The organism is Bifidobacterium leontopitheci (assembly GCF_009193355.1).
Taxonomy (GTDB): domain Bacteria; phylum Actinomycetota; class Actinomycetes; order Actinomycetales; family Bifidobacteriaceae; genus Bifidobacterium; species Bifidobacterium leontopitheci.
This window is the reverse complement of the sequence record NZ_WBVT01000020.1, coordinates 1-17,704: the sequence shown is the minus strand read 5'-3', so window position 1 is coordinate 17,704 and position 17,704 is coordinate 1. Positions and strand designations below refer to the sequence as shown.

Genomic DNA, 17,704 nt, shown 5'->3' with positions numbered 1-17,704 from the left:
ATTGTGCCACGGCGTCGGGGCACCCGCCCCTTGTCGCGCTCCCTAGTCACGTGGGCCAGGCCAGCATACTGATGTCACTCTGCACGGGCGAGCACACAGTGACGCCGCACCCGGGCAGGGTGACGCACGACCTGAGCAGCGTGACGTCGCACCCGGGCACAGTGACAAGCAACCCGCACAGCGTGACGTACAACCCGAGCACAGCGACACCCGACCCGAGCACAGTGACGCAAATAACCCCTCCTCAGGAGCATCCCACGTCACTCTGCTCGCCCTTGCACAGTGACGCGCATCTGGAAACCCAGCGTTTCCAAGGGGTTTCGAACGTGCGTCACTCTGCTCGCCCGAGCAGAGTGACGGTAGGGAACACTTAACGCGTCACCACCCCGACACACCCCACTCACGCCACACCCCGACACACAACATCACACCCCACCAACGCAAAAAACGCCGGCCGGCGACCGACCGGCGACCCAGGTAAGGGCCGCCAGCCAGCCACCGGCCGGCGCGTATCTCCTCAGGGGGATGAGGGACATTGTTCAGTTATCAGGACTCAGGCCTCCGGGCCAGGTCATCGGGCCGAACCACCAAATCCGACCCATCAAGACCCAAAACCCATCAGACCCCAGCCGGAGACCAGACTCACGCCTTGGCGGCAGCGGTCTTCTTGGCCGCGCGGGCGGCCTCCTTGGCGGCCTTCTCCTCGGCCTTCACCTGCTCGATGAACTCGGCGTGCTTGGCGCCCGGGGTCCATCCGGCGTTGACGACCTTGACCTGCCAGATCCAGGCGGCGGCGAACAGCACCGCGGCGAAGATGAGCAGGCAGATGGCGCCGCCCACCGGTCCGAGGTGAGCCATGTTGCCGGTGATGGTGCCGAACCAGCAGAAGTCGGCGTCACCGAAGGTGGAGTTGGCCAGACCGAAGCTGCCCATGACGGTCATCAGGGCGGCCGGCAGGAAGGTGATGAGCAGACCGTTGATGAACGAGCCGACGATCGCGCCGGTACGGCCACCGGTAGCGTTGCCGAACACGCCGGCACCACCGCCGTCGAAGAAGTGGGGCACCATGCCGGGCAGGATCAGGGCGACGCCCCAGACCGGTCCGAGCCACACGGCGATGATCGCGAGGGCGACGAGGCCGCCGACGAACGAGCCGAGGAAGCCGATCAGGGAGGCGTTGGCACCGTACGGGAACACGATCGGGATGTCGAGGGCCGGCTTGGCGCCCGGCACGACCTTGTTGGCGATGCCCTGGAAGGCGGGGACAAGCTCGCCGAGGATGATGCGCACGCCGTAGAGGATGATGCTCACGCCGATGCCGAACTGCAGGGCCTGCGCGAACGCGGCCATGAAGAAGGAGCCGTAGTTATCGGGGCCGGACGGGAAGATCTTGAACAGCGTCTTGACCGGCAGCACGATCGCGGCCCACACGGAGAACACGAGGTAGAGCACGACCATGAGCAGCGTGGTGGAGACCATGGAGTCGCGCAGGAAGCTCAGGCCCTTCGGGAAGTTGATGTCCTCGGTGGACTTGGACTTCTTGCCGACCGCGGTGCCGACGGCGCCGGAGACGATGTAGCCGAGCGTGTTGAAGTGGCCGATGGACAGCTTGTCGCTGTTGGTCACACGATTCATGAACGGCTGCGCGAACGCCGGCATGACCACCATGATCACGCCCATGAGGATGGCGCCGATGATGACGATCAGCAGCTGGTGGTCGGTGCCGAAGCCGACGGACAGCACGACGGCCAGCATCGTGGACATGAACACCATGTGGTGGCCGGTCAGGAAGATGTACTTGAGCGGCGTGAAGCGCGCGAGCAGCAGCATCACGATGAAGCTGAGCACGATGATGTACGCGGACGACGCGCCGTACTGGCTGGACGCCTGCGCGGTGATGACCTCGTTGGTCGGCACGACGCCGTGCGCGCCCGTGGACTTGAGCACGAGGTCGCCGAACGGCGCCAGCGCCGAGGTGACGACCGTGGCGCCCGCGCCCAGGATCAGGTAGCCCATGGCGGCCTTGAGACCGCCGGAGATGACCTGGCCGGCGCTGCGCTTCAGTGCGATCAGGCCGATGGCGGCGATGATGCCGATCAGATACGCCGGCACGTTCAGAATCTCCTGGCTGATGAAGTTCAGCACTTGAACGACTACGTTCATGATTCCCTTCTTTCTAACTGCTTCCTTGGGGAATGTCTTGGGCGACGCCCGCCCACTCCGGCGGCGTCACCCACGCGGCTCAGTCCGCGTACTTCTCGAGGACTTCCTTGATTTCGTTGGTGTCCATGAAGTTCGTGATGATCTCCACGGGCGTGGTGGTGCCCTCGAGTTCGGGGGCGAGCTCGGCGGAGGTGAGCACCAGGTCGTTCATGTTGGCGGTGCCCTTGGCGCTGCCCGCGTCCGAAGTGGTGACGTTCACGTCGATGCCGAGGTCGGCCGCGACCGACTCGACGTTGACCTTCAGCAGCACGGACGTGCCGATGCCGTTGCCGCACACGCACAGAATGTTCATGATTCCTCGTTTCTTCCGTGATTTTTGATGGTGGACGTTCAGTTATCGATGTTCAGTTATGTTCAGTTATGGGAGTTGAGAATGGTGGGTGACGTTGCGCTCGAGCGGCCGCTCATCCCTTGAGGATGGCGCGGATGGCTTCGGGCGTGGGGGCGTCCGCGAGCGCGGCCGTCTTCTTGGGGTCGATGAGCGCACCGGCGATGGCGGACATCACGGCGATGTGCTCGTTCTCGTCGTGTCCGGCGAGGCCGATGACCAGCGAGACCGGATCGTTCGCCTTGTTGCCGAATTCGACCGGCTTGGTGAGGCGCACCCAGCTCAGACCTGTCTTGAGCACGGCGTCGGACGGACGCGAGTGCGCGAGGGCCAGTCCGGGAGCGATGACGATGTACGGGCCGAGTTTCTCGACCGTCTCGATCATCTGATCCGTGTATGCGTCGGTGGTGAACCCCGCCGCGACCAGACCCTTGCCTGCCTGTCGGATGGCGTCCTTCCAATCGGAAGCGGGCACGTCCAGCAGAAACGCGCTGTCGGGAAGGAACCCGTCGATATCGGCGACCATGCTGCCTCTCTTTCGTCTCGCCGCCCTTCGCCGGGCGGTTGCTGATTTGTCGACTCCGTTGCGAGCAAATCGTTTCTCAATTCATCAATATACACCCATGAAACCATGTGTCAAGCCGGGAAACCGATTTCTCAAAATTTCTGAAACGGTGGTATACTGGACACTTGCACAACCGGCATACGTCAGCCAGACGCAGTCAATCGAACATCGGCAGGCAATGCGGGAGAACATGCGGGAGAAACGGCGCCGACGTAGCCGGGTATAGTGGTAGAGCCCGATTCCGCAACACGGAAGGCAGCAAGGAGGCGAACATGGGCGCGGCATCCATCACCGACGTGGCGGTCAAGGCGAACGTGTCGAAAGCCACCGTCTCGCGCGTGCTGTCCGGCCGCCGCAACAAGGAAGACGACATCGCCCGGCGAGTGAGGCAGGCCGCGGAACAGCTCAACTATCAGGCGAACGCGGCGGCGAGCGCCCTGCGCAGCGACACCACGAACATCATCGGCCTGGTCATCCACGATCCGTTGGACCCGTTCTGCGCGCGCATGGTCGCCGAACTGGAGCCGATGGTCAGCGACGACGGCAAGCAGCTGCTCATCGGCGTCGGCGCGGACGCGGCCACGCAGGCGGAACGCATCGACGCGATGCTCGCGCGGCGCGTCGACGGTCTTGCGGTGATACCGCCGAGCGACGCAGGCGAGCCGCTGCCGCTCGACGACTACGTAGGCGACGTGCCGCTGGTACAGATATCCGGCCACTCGCTTTCGCTGCACACGAACTGGGTGGGCGTCGACGAGAGCGCGGCGATGAAGCTCGTGCTCTCGCACCTCGCCGCGCACAATTCGACGTCGGTCGCGTTCCTCAGCCGCGCGGTCGACTCGTCCGACGCGGCGCAGCTGCTCGGCACGTTCCAGAACAGCGTGAGCATGATGACCATGATGACCGAGCCCGGCTGGACGACGTTCGGCGACGGCACGGCGGAACGCGGCTACCGTGACGCGATGGAGCTGTTCGGACGGCGTGGGCCGCGGCCGAACGGACTGATCTGCGCGAGCGACGACGTGGCGATCGGCGCGATGATGGCGTTGGCGCGGCTGGGTCTGGACGTGCCGGGTGACGTGAAGATCATCGGGTCGGGGGATACGCCGGCGGCGGGCACGTCGTGGCCCACGCTGACCTCGATCCGGCCGCCATGCCACCTGATCGCGCACGAGACGCTGCGGCTCATCGACGTGAGCGGCAGCAAGCACTGGCTGCCCGCGCACGTGGCGTTCCCGCCGCAGCTCGTGCAACGCGAGTCGACCAGCAGCCCGCGCCTCGGCTCCAGCGACATGACCGCCTTCAACGAAGGCTAGGCGCGGGGGCGCGGGGAGCGCGGGGTGAGCAGCGGGTAAAGGTGATGATTTCGCCCCGCTGGCGGGGGCTCCCGCGAAGCGGGTGGGGTGGCCCGACAGCGGGAGCGCTACCCGCCGAAGCCGATCATCCCGCTCCCTCGGCCCCTCGGCGGAGGGGGCTGTCGAGGCCAAATGCCGCAACCACGGGCGACCACCCTCAGTCCCGCTACGCGGTCCAGCTCCCGCCAGCGGGAGTGTCACCCGCCGAAGCCGATCATCCCACTCCCTTGGCCCCCTCGGCGGAGGGGGCTGTCGGCGAAGCCGACTGGGGGAGCGTCACCCGCTTCATCGCACATCCGCCCCGGTACGAATACGCAAGTCTCCGCTCAGAACTTCACGGTCTTGTAGATGACGTAAGGGGTGTCCGCGCCAGCGACCAGAACGTACAGGCCGGTGGCGTTCGTTTCCAGTCCCTGAGAATCCTCGTCCGAGCTCTTGTACGGCTCGTACGCCCACAGCTCCTTCTCCGAATGGGCCGGGATGGTCACGTCGCCATTGTCGAAATCAGCCTCCTGACTTTCGGATTCGATTTCTGGCTTGTTCATGGATGTGGAGGCGAGATCGAAGTACTTCGACGCATCCGGGCTGACGGACCGGACCACCGGCACCGGGTACGCCGGCGATTCGGTCGATGACGTGGTCAGCGTGGAATCGGTGTCGTTCTTGACCGTGTATTTGACCGCGGCGAGGTAATCGTTCTTGTACGCCTCATCGGTGATGGTAACAGTCACCTTGCCGGCCTTGTCGACATGGCCGGAACCTTCGGTGAAGCACCTCTCGCCGCTCAGCGAGGCCGCCGCACCAGTCACATTGCCGAACTTCACGTCTTCGGGCTTCACGCAAGCCGACGCGTTCGCGCTGCTCGAACCGCTGGAACCCGTCTTGTTCCCGTTCGTCGCCTGTTCGCCGCAAGCGGCCAGGCCGGCAAGCATGCACACGCTGGCGACCGCAGCCATCATCTTCATTCCCCTTGCCATATGCTCTCCTCTGATAGGCAATATCGAACTCCTTCAGAATCCGTCGGGGGGGGGACTTTCTCGGTGCGTGTCGAGAGCGCATTCCAGTCGGGCATCCGCGTCACGCGGGACGGGCGGGCACGGTGACGCACTACCCGTGCAGAGTGACATCGCACCCGCGCACGGTGACGCGCACAGGCCCCCTCCCTCGGCGGAGGGACCGTCGAGGTCAAACGCCGCAACCACGGGCGACCACCCTCAGTCCCGCTACGCGGTCCAGCTCCCGCCAGCGGGAGCATCACTCGGGACGGGCGGCGCGGGCGACGACGATGCGCTGCATCTGGCCGTCCCACACCCGCATCACGCAGGACGGGCGAGCCACGTGACATCACCGGGGCACGGTGACGCGCGCGGGCCACACCCGACGTCAGGCGCGCAGGAAGTCGGCGATCCGCCAGACGATCGAGGCGATGCGACGCAGCTCCGATTCGGCGCTGACCGTACGCCACACGTCACAATACGTCTCGAACCAGCGCTCGAGTCCGCGCGCCGTCTCACGCGCGAGCGTCCTGCCGTCCACGAACGCACTGCCCGCAACCGGACGCGCTCCATGTTCATGGACGGCGACCGGCTCCACAACCGCGTCGCCAAGCCCCGCGTCGCCAAGCCCCGCGACGGCATCATCGACCAGCCCCGCGGTCGCGGCGGCCACGTCCACGTCGGTGAACGACATCACGCCCTCGCGCACGGCCAGGCACAGGCCGGCCAGGTTGAACCACCGCTGCCCGTCGATCGCGGTCGAGAACGCCGGCAGGTCGCGCGCGGCCGAACCCAGCCGCGACGCGCGGGCGGCGGCCACGCTCAGCCGCAGCGCGTCCGCCCGCAACGCCGCGTTCGCCTCGCCGACGCGCACGATGTGCGGCGAGAGCCCCTCCATCACCGTGCGCCGGGCGGCGGCAAGGTCCTCGCAGGCCGTGAGCCGCGCACCCCACTCGCCGGCGTACCTCCCCGGGAAGCCGTGCACGCTGAAGTGCACGGCGGACGCGGCGTCGCGGTTGAACCGGCCGTCGCCCTCGTCAAGTTCGCAGTACCAGACCATGTCGTCGAAGCCGAACGCGACGCGGCACGAGGCGTCGCGCAGTGCGGCGAGCAGGTCGCCGGAACGGTCGCCGTACTCGACTGCGGCGACGCGGCGGTTCATCTCGACGATGCCGGCAGCTGCCGGACCGTCAGGCGCGCCGGCCGACTGGTCTGCCGTGCCGCCGGTGTAGTCGTCGCCTTCGGAACTGGACGGGTTCGTGGCGGGGGCGGCTGAGTCAGCGACCGCGCCGGCGGGTGCCGCGGCGGTCGGGGCGTCGGCAGCGGCAGCTGGGTCAGCTGCGGCCAGATCATCACCGACGTCGAATGTTTCGTCGTCAGCCGGCTCGCCGGGTGTTGTCACCGCAGCATCGGCGGCGATGCCGTCCACGTCGCGGCCGCACTCCGTCACAGTGTCCTGCGCGGCGGCGGCAACAGCGGCCGACGGCACGGTCTGCGAAGTCGCCGCAACAGGTTCGGCCGCCGACGTGACAGCCGCGTCCGCGCACGTGCAACCGGCAACGTCGCAACCGCACGCATCCGCCGCACAGCAACCGCACGCACCATCCCTGCCGCACGCACACGCGCCCGACCGCACGTCGGCGAGCGGGTTCCACGCGGCCTGCGCGCCGTACAGCAGGCCGGGCACCGCCATGCGCGGGTCGTTCACGTGACCGTAGTCGCCCCAGTCGGTCACCAGGTAGCCGGCCGCGCCGTACGTGACGCCGTAGCGCGCGAGCCGCGAGATGTTGTTCCACGCGTCGTCGAGCCGCGGCAGCAGCGCGTTCCAGCACCACACGGCCGGGCAGACGTACTGCGTGGCGCCGGACTGCGCGACGAGCCGCACCTTGTCGTCGCCGATTGCGGGCGCGTACAGCCAGTTGAGCAGCGTGACGTTCGCCGGCAGCATAGTGAGGATTTCGGGATGCTCGACGGCGATGTCACCCCAGAACATCGGCTCGTAGCCGCGCTCCGAAAGATGCTCGCACAGGGTCGACACGTATTCGGCGTACATGGTCGCCACGCCACGGCGTTCGGCTTCGGCGTGCGAACGGCCGCGGCCGAGGTCGAACGTCTCGTCGCCGCAGATGTTGAACTTGCGCGTGCGGAACAGCTGCAGATAGTCGTCGATCAGCTTCAGCGACAGCGCGAGCGAGTCCGGCTCGGTGATGTTGAGCGTGTGGTGACGCTGGCGTTCGATGAAGCTGTACGCGCGGTCGGCGTCCTCGGGGAACTCGCTGAGGCGGCGCAGCTCGCGCGTGCGCAACGCCATGTAGTGGTGTCCGAATGTCGAGACGGACGGGACCAGTTCGATGCCGCGGTCGGCGCAGTAGTCGTCGAACGCGACGATGTCGGCCGGCTTGAGCGGACTCGTGCCGCGCCACGCCTCGCTCAGGCCGTCGAACATGAACGTGTGCTCGATGTACAGCTGCAGCTGGTTGTATTTGTACAGACACAGCAGATCCGCCCACTGCTTGAGCCAGGCAAGCGTGGGGACGCGGCCGCGCGTGGCGTCGAGATAGTAGCCGCGCACCGCGTACGCCGGGCGGTCCTCGATGGTGAGCTGCGGCAGCGCGGCGCCGCACTGGCGGATGATCTGGCGCAGCGTCTGCACGCCGTTGCGCACGCCCGCCGCATCCGCGCCGACGATGGTGACGCCGGTCGGGGCGATGGTCAGGCGGTACGACTGCGGGGCGAGGGAGGCTGGGGTTGCGGCTGGAGCGAGCGGAAGCGCGGCCTGCGCGGCGACGGCTTGGGTGGGCTGGGTAGCGGCGGATGATTCAGCGACGTCAGGCGACCCGGCGGCGGGTACGGGGGTGGCCGGCGCGGCGATGGACGCCGCACGCCGGCAGTCCGGCGACGCAAGCGGCCGAGTGCCGGCCGGGTCCAGCGTGAGCGTGATGAAGGCACGCCAGTGACGCGGCGACGCGAACGCCGACAGGCCGGCAGTCGGCAGGCCGGCGGACGTCGCGGCGGCAACGGCGACAGACGTTTCGGCGGCAGACGGCGCGGCGGCAACGTGCTCACCAACGCCGCCACGGCCGGTCGACGCGGCCGGCGGCATGGCCTGACCGTCTTTCGCGACGTCCCAGCGCAGGCCGGTCACCGCCTGGATGTCGTCGGCCAGCTGGGTCGCGAGCAGGCCGGACGGATCGTCGACGGCGCGGCTTTCGACGATGCGGTCGCGCGACGGCAGCGCGACGGGCGGCGCGGCAGGGTCGAGCGTGACGGAAGTCGGCTGGGGGACGAGATCGAATTGGATGGAACCGTTATCGGACTGGTACTGCATCGTATCCCTTTCTGACGGCCGGCTGCGCGGGAGCGGGGCGGCAGGCGACGTTCTGCCGGGCGTCCGTCCCTGCGCGGGCGGCGGTATGAAACCTCATTTCAGGGTAGTCGAACGGCGGCGGAGGCGCGCGGCAATCAAGCGCGACACGCCGATGACACGCACGATTTGACGTTTATAAGCTTTCTGGTAATCTAGTCGATTGTGCGCTTTTGAAAGCGTGCGAATCGGGCCCGTAGCTCAGGTGGTTAGAGCGCATCCCTGATAAGGATGAGGTCGGAGGTTCAAGTCCTCCCGGGCCCACAGGAAAAATCAGCGGCCATATTTGAGCCGCTCTTTTTTTCCCTACGTGCGGCTCGCGCCGATGGCGTGCGACGTGCAAGCGCTCGGGGCATTAGCGCAGCTGGTAGCGCATCTGCTTTGCAAGCAGAGGGTCACCGGTTCGAATCCGGTATGCTCCACTCATGAAACCCTTGGAATTCCAACGATTCCGAGGGTTTTTGTTTATCTGGGCAACGGGCGATTTTCGGCTGATTTGGCGGGTTTTTGGAGCGGCTAGTGGCGCGTGGGGGGTGCACGAAGGGTGCACTCGGCGGCGACGATGCGGCCCGGCCGTCCCGTTATGGTGCCAGTTAGCTAACTTCTTAGCTAAGTGCGCTGTAGCCGATGCAATACCGCTTTCCGAGCCGATCCCGTATCCCGCATCCCGCATCCCCGGAGTCCCGGAGTCCCGCCCCGTATCCTGCATCCCCGGAGTCCGCAAGATGCACAATGTGTATCTTGGGGAAAATTTGTGAAGAACTTGTATGCAATGACACTAGATTGTGTACCTCAAGGCGCACAATCTGCCTGCTGTTTGCCGCAAGATGCACATTGTGTATCTTGCGGAAGGCAGCAATCGCCCCAACGGCCACATGTGCCGCCCAGATTCAGGCCTCCGGAAACCGCGCAACCGTTTTTCGGGGCAAACTCTGCATGGATTGTCACGGGATTTTCAGCCGAACGCATCGTTGCGCCAAGCATCAGGCGGTTATATGGATGTCAACGACGGAAGGAACGCAATCCACTGGGAAAGCGGTCCGGAAGCCGAAAACCATAACTGAACCCCCTTCTTCTCTTCTCCTTTCTCTGTTGAAGCCCGGCCCAACCCGCCGGGCTTTTCTCTTGCCCGCCGGCCAATCGCCGACGCCGCGCGAACGGCGACCAAACGTCACGCGCCGCGCTTCGCCAGTTCGTCGCGGATCTCGGTGAGCAGCGCCACTGTCTGCTCTTCGGCGCTGGGCTGCGCGGCTTCGGCCTGCGCGTCCGCCTCGGCCTTGGCGTCCGCGGCCTCCTTGAGCTTCGCCTTGACCAGCATCGCCTCGGTCATGTCACGGAACTTGTTGATCGGCACCAGAATGAAGAAGTAGACGGCCACCGCGATGATCAGGAAGTTGAGCAGCGCGCCGAGAATCGCGCCGAACGAGACGGTTGCGCCGTTGAACGTGAACGCCAGCAGGCCGTCCATGTCCGGCTTGCCGAAGATCATGGCGATGAGCGGATTGATGAGATGGTTGACGATCGCATTGACCACCGCCGTCACCGCGCCGCCCATCACGACACCAACCGCCATGTCGATCATGTTGCCGCGTGAGATGAATTTCTTGAATCCGTCGATCATGTTTGCTCCTTCGCCGCCGGGACGTACGCCCAATCCTACCCGCAGGCCGCGCCGCGGTCCCTGTTTTCGACCCCGCGGCTTCCGTCTCCGGTTATGGCCGGCAACAGTATCAACGGACCGTACTCAACCGGCACATTCCGAGTACGGTCGGTCAACCGATATCCAACGAAACGTACTCGAACGGCACCACGCGAGTACGGTCGGTCAGAAAACCCGACCGACAGTACTCAAAACCACCTCTCGGATACGGTCGGTCGACGATAATCGACGGACCGTATTCCAACACCCCCACGAGTACGGTCCGTTCAACAAATGGAACCGGCCGTATCCGAACAGCGCGGACGCGCGCACGTCGTCCGTAATTTCTTGCGCTGCGGCCAACTCAGCGCGAATTATTACGGACGATGGCACCACCAGCCGTAAATCCTTGCGCTGACAACTGCTCAGCGCAAGAAATTACGGACGACGCCGCTGATTGCCGTAAATCCTTGCGCCGGGGAGTCGAACGCGCCGCACGTCCGCACCCCGCCAGCGCACCCCGCCGCCGCACCCCGCCGCCGCGCCGCCGCACCACCCCGCCGCTATCCGGGAAAACCCTTGTCAGCCCACGCCGTCGCCCCTACAATGAAACCGTCTTATCGGTAAACCAAACCCAAAGAGGAGTATCCATGCTCACTGACGAGTACGTCAAGCGCGTCTACGCCCAGGTCGAGCAGCGCGACGGCGATCAGCCGGAGTTCCTGCAGGCCGTGCGCGAAGTGTTCGAAACAATCCAGCCCGTGGTCGAAAAGCATCCGGAATATGAGAAGGCGGGTGTGCTGGAACGGCTGGTCGAGCCCGAGCGCATCGTCAAGTTCCGCGTCGCCTGGGTGGACGACGAAGGCAAGGTGCAGGTCAACCGCGGCTACCGCGTGCAGTTCAACTCCGCGATCGGCCCGTACAAGGGCGGCCTGCGCTTCCACCCGACCGTGAACGAGGGCGTCATCAAGTTCCTCGGCTTCGAGCAGATCCTCAAGAACTCGCTGACCACGCTGCCGATGGGCGGCGGCAAGGGCGGCTCCGACTTCAACCCGAAGGGCCGCTCGGACGGCGAGGTCATGCGCTTCTGCCAGGCGTTCATGACCGAACTGTGCCGCCACATCGGCCAGTTCACCGACGTCCCCGCCGGCGACATCAACGTGGGCGGCCGCGAGATCGGCTACCTGTTCGGCCAGTACAAGCGCATCCGCGACGAATACTCCGGCGTGCTCACCGGCAAGGGCCTCGAGTTCGGCGGCTCGCTCGCCCGCACCGAGGCCACCGGCTACGGCGTGTGCTACTACACGGCCGAGGCGCTGCGTGTGCTGCGCGGCGACTCGTTCGAAGGCAAGACGGTCGTGATCTCCGGCTCCGGCAACGTGGCGATCTACGCCGCGCAGAAGGCCGAGCAGCTGGGCGCGAAGGTCGTCACCATGTCCGATTCCAACGGCTACGTGTACGATCCGGACGGCATCAAGGTCGACGTGGTCAAGCAGATCAAGGAGGTCGAGCGCGGCCGCATCAAGGAGTACGCCGAGCGCGTGCCGGGCGCCGAGTACCACGAGGGCTGCTCGGGCGTGTGGACCGTCAAGTGCGACATCGCGCTGCCGTGCGCCACGCAGAACGAGATCGACGGCGCTTCGGCCGAGGCGCTCGTCGCCGGCGGCTGCACGGTCGTGGTCGAGGGCGCGAACATGCCGTCGACGCCGGAAGCCATCGAAGTGTACCAGAAGAACGGCCTGCTGTACGGCCCCGCGAAGGCCGCAAACGCCGGCGGCGTGGCGGTTTCCGGCTTGGAGATGAGCCAGAACAGCTACCGTCTGTCGTGGACGTTCGACGAGGTGGACGCGAAGCTGAAGTCGATCATGGAGACGATCGTGGCCGAGTCGCTGGCCGCCGCCAAGGAGTACGGCCACGAGGGCGACCTCATGCTCGGCGCGAACGCGGCCGGCTTCGTGAAGGTCGCCAACGCGATGGTCGCGCAGGGCGTGCTGTGACGCTGGCGTGATACGGTCGGCCGACTGGATGGCCGGCTTGGGCAGCTGGCTCGGCCGACTAAGCGCACCCAGCCGATCGGCTGCAAGGCAACCTGCCGACTAAGTGCCCGGCTGCCGATTACGCCGATGACCGACTGATGTGGACGGCCGCCGCTGGGGTGATTACGCCCCGACGGCGGCCGTTGCGTATGAACCGTCTCGTCACGCGTGCGGTCGGCTTGTCTGCCGACTGTGGTCCATGGGGCCGGCCGGCGGCGGAACCGGCCCGGCGGCGGAACCGGCGGCCGGGCCGACGGCAAGACCGCTACAGGCACGCCTCCCGTCACTCTGCTCGCCCGGGCACAGTGACGCGGGCGCAAAAACCCAGTATTTGCAAGGGGTTTCGACGATGCGTCACCGTGCACGGGCGAGCAGAGTGACGGGAAGACGCCCCCTGCATACGTCACACGACAATCCCGCTGTGCGATGGAATGACCCTGAAAACGACCTCAGAGGGCACACTTTTCGAGATGTGGGTGTTTTGTTTGACGGTTTTCGAGGACAGTCCGATGTTCGCACACGCGAAATCGTTGGAAAATGGCCAAAACGCGTATCACGCATGACGACGGTCCCGAAAACGAAACACCCACATCTCAGCGAAGACAGGGCGCAGCGGCAACCCGCAGCCTCAAAACACGACAATACCGCCATAACTGACTACATCAGCGAAGCCGAACCACACAACACTCCCAGCACAACACCCCCCACTCCGATTTATATCGTTTCACCATACGGCAGCGATAACACACCGGAAACGCGACCCGCACTACACTGCCGACCCCAAGAAGGGAGAAAACCGGAACGCGCGAATCCACCAGCGGGCAACCTGCCAAGTCAATGACCCGGCGCGCCAGCCAGGTGCGGCCCGACTGCCAGCAACCGCACCGTCAGCCAGCCACGCCCCACGAATTCGCAACGCCCCACACACGACGCATCCCCTCAGCGCACACGCGCCACACCCAGCGCCGCAACAGAGGAGGAAACATGGGATCTCTTGAGTCTCCCGGCAATCCGCAACACACGAACCGCCGGCAAACCAGCCAACACGGCCAACACAACAACCGGCTCGCAGCCGCCGCGTCGCTGATCGCCGCCTGCACGATGCTCGGCACCACGATGGCAATCCCCGCGGCGACAGCAACCGCAGCGCCCACCGCACCCGCAGCCGCCACATCCGCCCCCACGCAGCTGACCGTCGGCCCCGGCAACGACGCGAACGGCAAAACCGGTCTGCAGCTGTCCGACAACTATCTCAAGAACAACGGCAACGCAACCACCAAGTCGACCGCCAAGCCGCAGGACGACGGCGAAACGCCCGCGCCGACCAAGACCCGCCGCGACGCCGAATACGACTACGACGGCGGCACCACCGCGCAGTATGACTACAAGGACGCCACGCGCGACTACGTGTACATCGACACCGGCATCGACAGCGACAAGGACGGCCAGACCGACCTCGTGCGCGCCGACTTCATCCGCCCGAGCGACGCGCAGCTGAACGGCAAGAAGATCCCCTCGATCATGGACGCGAGCCCCTACTACGGTGCACTGCAGGCCAAGCAGTACGAGGACATGAACGACCCGGCCAACAGCAAGCAGACCGTGTTCGGCGGCAAGTTCGACAACTTCTTCGTGCCGCGCGGCTACGCCTGGATCATGCTTGACATCACAGGCACCGCGCTGTCGCAAGGCTGCACCGACATCGAAGGCCCGAACGACGTCGCCTCCGAAAAGGCGGTCGTCGACTGGCTGAACGGCCGCACGAAAGGCTACCGTTCGCTCACCGACCGGTCGGCCGGCGACGAGGAGAAGGCGACGTGGTCGAGCGGCAAGATCGGCGCGATCGGCGGCTCGTACGACGGCGCCGCGGCGAACGCGCTCGCGGCGACCGGCGTGGACGGCCTGACGACCATCGTGCCGCAGGAGTCCATCAGCAGCCAGTACGAGTGGTACCGCAACAACGGCGCGCGGCTCGCCAACTGGTGGGAGCCGGACGCCTTCGCCAACTCGCTCGTCACCGACGCCAAGCAGAACGCGCAGTGCGCCGCGTCCGGCCACTGGGACTCGATGAACAAGGGCGCGGACGCCGCCAGCCGCAACTACAACGACTTCTGGGCGGAGCGCAACTATGAGGACAAGGTCAAGGACTTCAAGGCGAGCGTCTTCGTGATCCAGGGCGTGAACGACCTCAACACGAAGATGAACAACGTCGACAACTACTGGGCGCTGCTGCAGAAGTACAAGGTGCCGAGCAAGATCTGGGTCACGCAGGACGGCCACGACAACCCGAGCTACTACCGGCACGACGTGTGGTGGTCGACCATCCACAAGTGGTTCGACTACTGGCTGTACGGCGTGAAGAACGGCATCATGGACGAGCCGCAGGCGTCCGTCGAGTCGGCGGACGGCACGTGGAAGGACTACCAGTCCTGGCCGACGCCGGACGCGAAGAACGTGACGCTCACGCTCGGCGCGGCCGCTGACGGGTCGACGTCCGGCACGCTCGGTACGACGGCTGCGGCTGGTTCGGCCGCCAGCACCGAGGAGTCGTTCAAGGGATACAGCGTCGACGAGGGCACGGCCGACGAGTCGACCGACCAGCTCGGCCGCACGCTCGACGACGCCAAGGCCATCCCCGCCGAGGACCGCCTCGCGTACCTGACCGAGCCGCTCACCGCCGACGCGCACATCTCCGGCACGCCGAAGCTGTCGCTCAAGGTCAAGGCGAGCGCCGCCGACACGAACCTCTCGTTCGCGCTCGTCGACTACGGCAAGGGCACGCGCATCACGCCGACGCCCGCACTGTCGAGCGTCGAGTACGACTCGAACAACCTGCTGTGCGTGGGCGGCGTCGGCCAGTACGACGACGGCTGCTCGCCGACCGGTTCCGAACGCAAGGTGACATCCGACGCGTACGTGATCACGCGTGGTTACGTGAACACCGCGCACAAGGATTCGCTGACCAAGCTCACCCCGACCGCGGTGAACGAGTACTACCCGATCTCCTGGGATGCGTACGCAACCGACTACACGGTTCCGGCCGGGCATCGCCTGGGTTTGGTGATCTTCAACACGTCGTCGCGTCTGGCCGAGACCGCACTGTCCGACTTCACGGTGAAGACCGCCGACGCGCGGCTCACCCTGCCGCTGGGCACGAGCGCGACGGCCGCTGCGCCGACCGGCGTTTCGGCGACGTCGAAGCCGGTGCGCGGTGGCGGCGACGTGACCGTGACGTGGGCTACGTCGGCGGGCGACGATCCGCTGGTGGCCGTGACCGGGTATGAGGTGCGGCTCGACGGCGGCGCGGCTGACGGCAAGACGTTGACCGTGAAGACGGACGGCGACACTCTGACGGCGACGTTCAAGGGCGTGCCGGCAGGGTCGTATGAGGTGACCGTGCGCGCGCTGACGGACGGCGATTCGGCGTCGGCCTGGTCTGCGGCAGGTGCGGTGACCGTGACGGCTGCGGCGGAGACGAAGCCGGGTGCCGGGGCCGGGTCTGGTGCGGGCTCGGGTGCTGGCGCCGCTGGTAATGCCGGTAGCGGCACGACCAAGCCGGCTGCCAATCATCAGGCCGGCGGCGTGAACGGCGTGGCCCGGACCGGCGCTTCCGTGGCCGCCGTCGTGGCGGTCATGGCCGCGATGCTGATGGGCGGCGCGGTCGCGCTGCGCGGCGTCCGCGAGCGCGGACGGATCACGCGGAAATGACCGCCGCACTGTCCGCGAGCAGACGGTCGGCCGGCTGCATCCTCAACCCAGCCCACGCGTAGGCGGCTAGCCGGACGGACGATCCGGAGGGGCTGTCTCGTGCAACGGCCTAGCCACCGGCTGGGATTGCCCGACCGGCAGACAGGGCACTCTGACCACCATCGGGCCCAGGCGCCCCACTATGTCACGCTGCTCGCTCGAGCATGGTGACACAGGTATGAAAACCCAGTATTTGCAAGGGATTTCAGCGACGCGTCACTATGCTCGGGCGAGCAGCGTGACGTTGGGCGCTGAAGCATATGACATGCCGCGGAGGTCGCGCGCTCGGATCCGCACTTCTTGAAGGCCGCTGTCGGAATATCCGCGAGATGTTCCGGAAGCGGCCTTGTTGTATGGACTGCGTCGGGGATCGGGGGAGCTTTCCTGGCGGTCGTTTTCGACCTGAAGATGCGCGAGGCAGAGGGAGGGGACATCGAGGGATGGCGAGGTCAGAGGTCGTTCACGATTTTCTCCCGGCCTCAAATCGTGAACGGACGCATGTGCGTTCGCACATGCACAAGCGCTTGATTCCGCCATTCTGCATCATGCGCATGTGTGGTTTTGTGCGCTTTGCCGTTCACGATTTGCTCGGCCGCGCAAATCGTGAACGGTCGCCGCACGGTTTCACATCCCAACAGCCGGATTCCCCGACATACCTCCCGTCGAGTGCGGCATTGGCCGCGACGGACTCACGGGAGGCAATCATGAACGGAACCTATGCAACGGCGCAGACGGTATGGCGAGTATCATTTGGCGGCCGCGGTGTCACGCCGGCGGCAAGGACATCAGCCGAAATCAACAACGGGGGAGAGGCCGGGCGGCGGTCCATGTTCTGCACGGTCTGCGGGTCGCGGCGTTGCCTGACGAAACGGTTCTGCGCGCGCTGCGGCGCACAGTGGTGAAGGGCGCGGGTCAGTCGCCGAATGTCCTCAAACCACCACTCAGGCAGCCGACGGCACCACGGTCACAAGCTCAAACCATCGGCGAATCAGCGGACCGTCAGCAAGACCGCCGGCAGCAGCGGCCTTTGAGACACCGTCACTCTGCACGAGCCTCATACCCAGCCGACGTTTTATGACGAGTCGCCGCCAATGCGGCCGGCGAAGGCTGATTCGCGAGAAAGCTCATCGGCCTCGGCGCGGTCGGCGGTTCACCCAGCATCGCGGGGAACGAGTTCGTCGCAGAGACGAATCGAGCGTCATGGATGGGGGATTGCGACAAACGAAAGCGCTCTGCAATGCGTCAATTGCAGAGCGCCGAGAATCCAGGCGGAACGGGGGATTTCCGTCTGTTCGTTCGCGGATTCCTTCGGCCGCACGCGAGTGGATCGCATACCACCGACAGAACCCGGCATCAGTCTTTTGTGACCGTTAACACGGTAGTATACACCATCGTGTGACCGGTTACAAGCTGGTGTCCGAATTGCGGGGCGCGCGGGGGCGGGGCATGGTC

9 protein-coding genes and 2 tRNA genes are annotated in these 17,704 nt (G+C 65.8%); 5 read left to right on the top strand and 6 right to left on the bottom strand.

Annotation, left to right across the window (positions count from 1 at the left end; translation table 11 throughout):
- Nucleotides 1-642: 642 nt before the first annotated feature.
- The 3 genes from F7D09_RS06920 to F7D09_RS06910 form a co-directional block, all read right to left on the bottom strand.
- Complete coding sequence (locus tag F7D09_RS06920) at nt 643-2,163, bottom strand: PTS ascorbate transporter subunit IIC (RefSeq protein WP_152234675.1); 1,521 nt, start codon at nt 2,161-2,163, stop codon at nt 643-645.
- 79 nt (nt 2,164-2,242) lie between these two features.
- A complete protein-coding gene (locus F7D09_RS06915; protein ID WP_152234674.1) occupies nt 2,243-2,515 on the bottom strand; it encodes a PTS sugar transporter subunit IIB in 273 nt (90 codons plus the stop codon).
- Between the two features lie 112 nt (nt 2,516-2,627).
- A complete protein-coding gene (locus F7D09_RS06910; RefSeq protein ID WP_152234673.1) occupies nt 2,628-3,077 on the bottom strand; it encodes a PTS sugar transporter subunit IIA in 450 nt (149 codons plus the stop codon).
- A 311-nt stretch (nt 3,078-3,388) separates the two neighbouring features.
- Between F7D09_RS06910 and F7D09_RS06905 the strand changes: the two genes are divergently transcribed.
- On the top strand, nt 3,389-4,432 hold the full coding sequence (locus tag F7D09_RS06905) for a LacI family DNA-binding transcriptional regulator (RefSeq protein ID WP_152234672.1): 1,044 nt from the start codon (nt 3,389-3,391) through the stop codon (nt 4,430-4,432).
- Between the two features lie 365 nt (nt 4,433-4,797).
- Here the strand turns inward: F7D09_RS06905 and F7D09_RS06900 are convergent, their stop codons facing one another.
- Both F7D09_RS06900 and F7D09_RS11435 read right to left on the bottom strand, forming a co-directional pair.
- Nucleotides 4,798-5,448, bottom strand: coding sequence for a hypothetical protein (locus F7D09_RS06900; protein ID WP_152234671.1), 651 nt, complete (start codon nt 5,446-5,448; stop codon nt 4,798-4,800).
- A gap of 406 nt (nt 5,449-5,854) precedes the next feature.
- The gene (locus tag F7D09_RS11435) at nt 5,855-8,794 is read right to left on the bottom strand and encodes a beta-N-acetylhexosaminidase (protein ID WP_226836050.1); all 2,940 of its coding nucleotides are present in this window, start codon (nt 8,792-8,794) and stop codon (nt 5,855-5,857) included.
- A 226-nt stretch (nt 8,795-9,020) separates the two neighbouring features.
- Here F7D09_RS11435 and F7D09_RS06890 point away from each other — a divergent pair.
- A tRNA-Ile gene (locus F7D09_RS06890) sits at nt 9,021-9,094 on the top strand.
- An 85-nt stretch (nt 9,095-9,179) separates the two neighbouring features.
- Nucleotides 9,180-9,252, top strand: a tRNA-Ala gene (locus tag F7D09_RS06885).
- A 749-nt stretch (nt 9,253-10,001) separates the two neighbouring features.
- Here the strand turns inward: F7D09_RS06885 and F7D09_RS06880 are convergent.
- Nucleotides 10,002-10,451 (bottom strand): MscL family protein, encoded by a 450-nt coding sequence (locus tag F7D09_RS06880; RefSeq protein ID WP_152234670.1) that lies wholly within the window; start codon nt 10,449-10,451, stop codon nt 10,002-10,004.
- A 668-nt stretch (nt 10,452-11,119) separates the two neighbouring features.
- Between F7D09_RS06880 and gdhA the strand changes: the two genes are divergently transcribed.
- Both gdhA and F7D09_RS06870 read left to right on the top strand, forming a co-directional pair.
- A complete protein-coding gene (gene gdhA / locus F7D09_RS06875; RefSeq protein WP_152234669.1) occupies nt 11,120-12,466 on the top strand; it encodes an NADP-specific glutamate dehydrogenase in 1,347 nt (448 codons plus the stop codon).
- Nucleotides 12,467-13,489: 1,023 nt separating this feature from the next.
- Nucleotides 13,490-16,213, top strand: a complete 2,724-nt coding sequence (locus F7D09_RS06870) for a CocE/NonD family hydrolase (protein ID WP_193312371.1) — start codon at nt 13,490-13,492, stop codon at nt 16,211-16,213.
- The last annotated feature ends 1,491 nt before the right edge of the window (nt 16,214-17,704 follow it).

Excerpts from the sequence above, each read along its gene's own strand:
- F7D09_RS06920 (WP_152234675.1), bottom strand. The coding sequence starts at position 2,163 with ATGAACGTAGTCGTTCAAGTGCTGAACTTCATCAGCCAGGAGATTCTG.
- F7D09_RS06915 (WP_152234674.1), bottom strand. The coding sequence starts at position 2,515 with ATGAACATTCTGTGCGTGTGCGGCAACGGCATCGGCACGTCCGTGCTG.
- F7D09_RS06910 (WP_152234673.1), bottom strand. The coding sequence starts at position 3,077 with ATGGTCGCCGATATCGACGGGTTCCTTCCCGACAGCGCGTTTCTGCTG.
- F7D09_RS06905 (WP_152234672.1), top strand. The coding sequence starts at position 3,389 with ATGGGCGCGGCATCCATCACCGACGTGGCGGTCAAGGCGAACGTGTCG.
- F7D09_RS06900 (WP_152234671.1), bottom strand. The coding sequence starts at position 5,448 with ATGGCAAGGGGAATGAAGATGATGGCTGCGGTCGCCAGCGTGTGCATG.
- F7D09_RS11435 (WP_226836050.1), bottom strand. The coding sequence starts at position 8,794 with ATGCAGTACCAGTCCGATAACGGTTCCATCCAATTCGATCTCGTCCCC.
- F7D09_RS06880 (WP_152234670.1), bottom strand. The coding sequence starts at position 10,451 with ATGATCGACGGATTCAAGAAATTCATCTCACGCGGCAACATGATCGAC.
- gdhA (WP_152234669.1), top strand. The coding sequence starts at position 11,120 with ATGCTCACTGACGAGTACGTCAAGCGCGTCTACGCCCAGGTCGAGCAG.
- F7D09_RS06870 (WP_193312371.1), top strand. The coding sequence starts at position 13,490 with ATGGGATCTCTTGAGTCTCCCGGCAATCCGCAACACACGAACCGCCGG.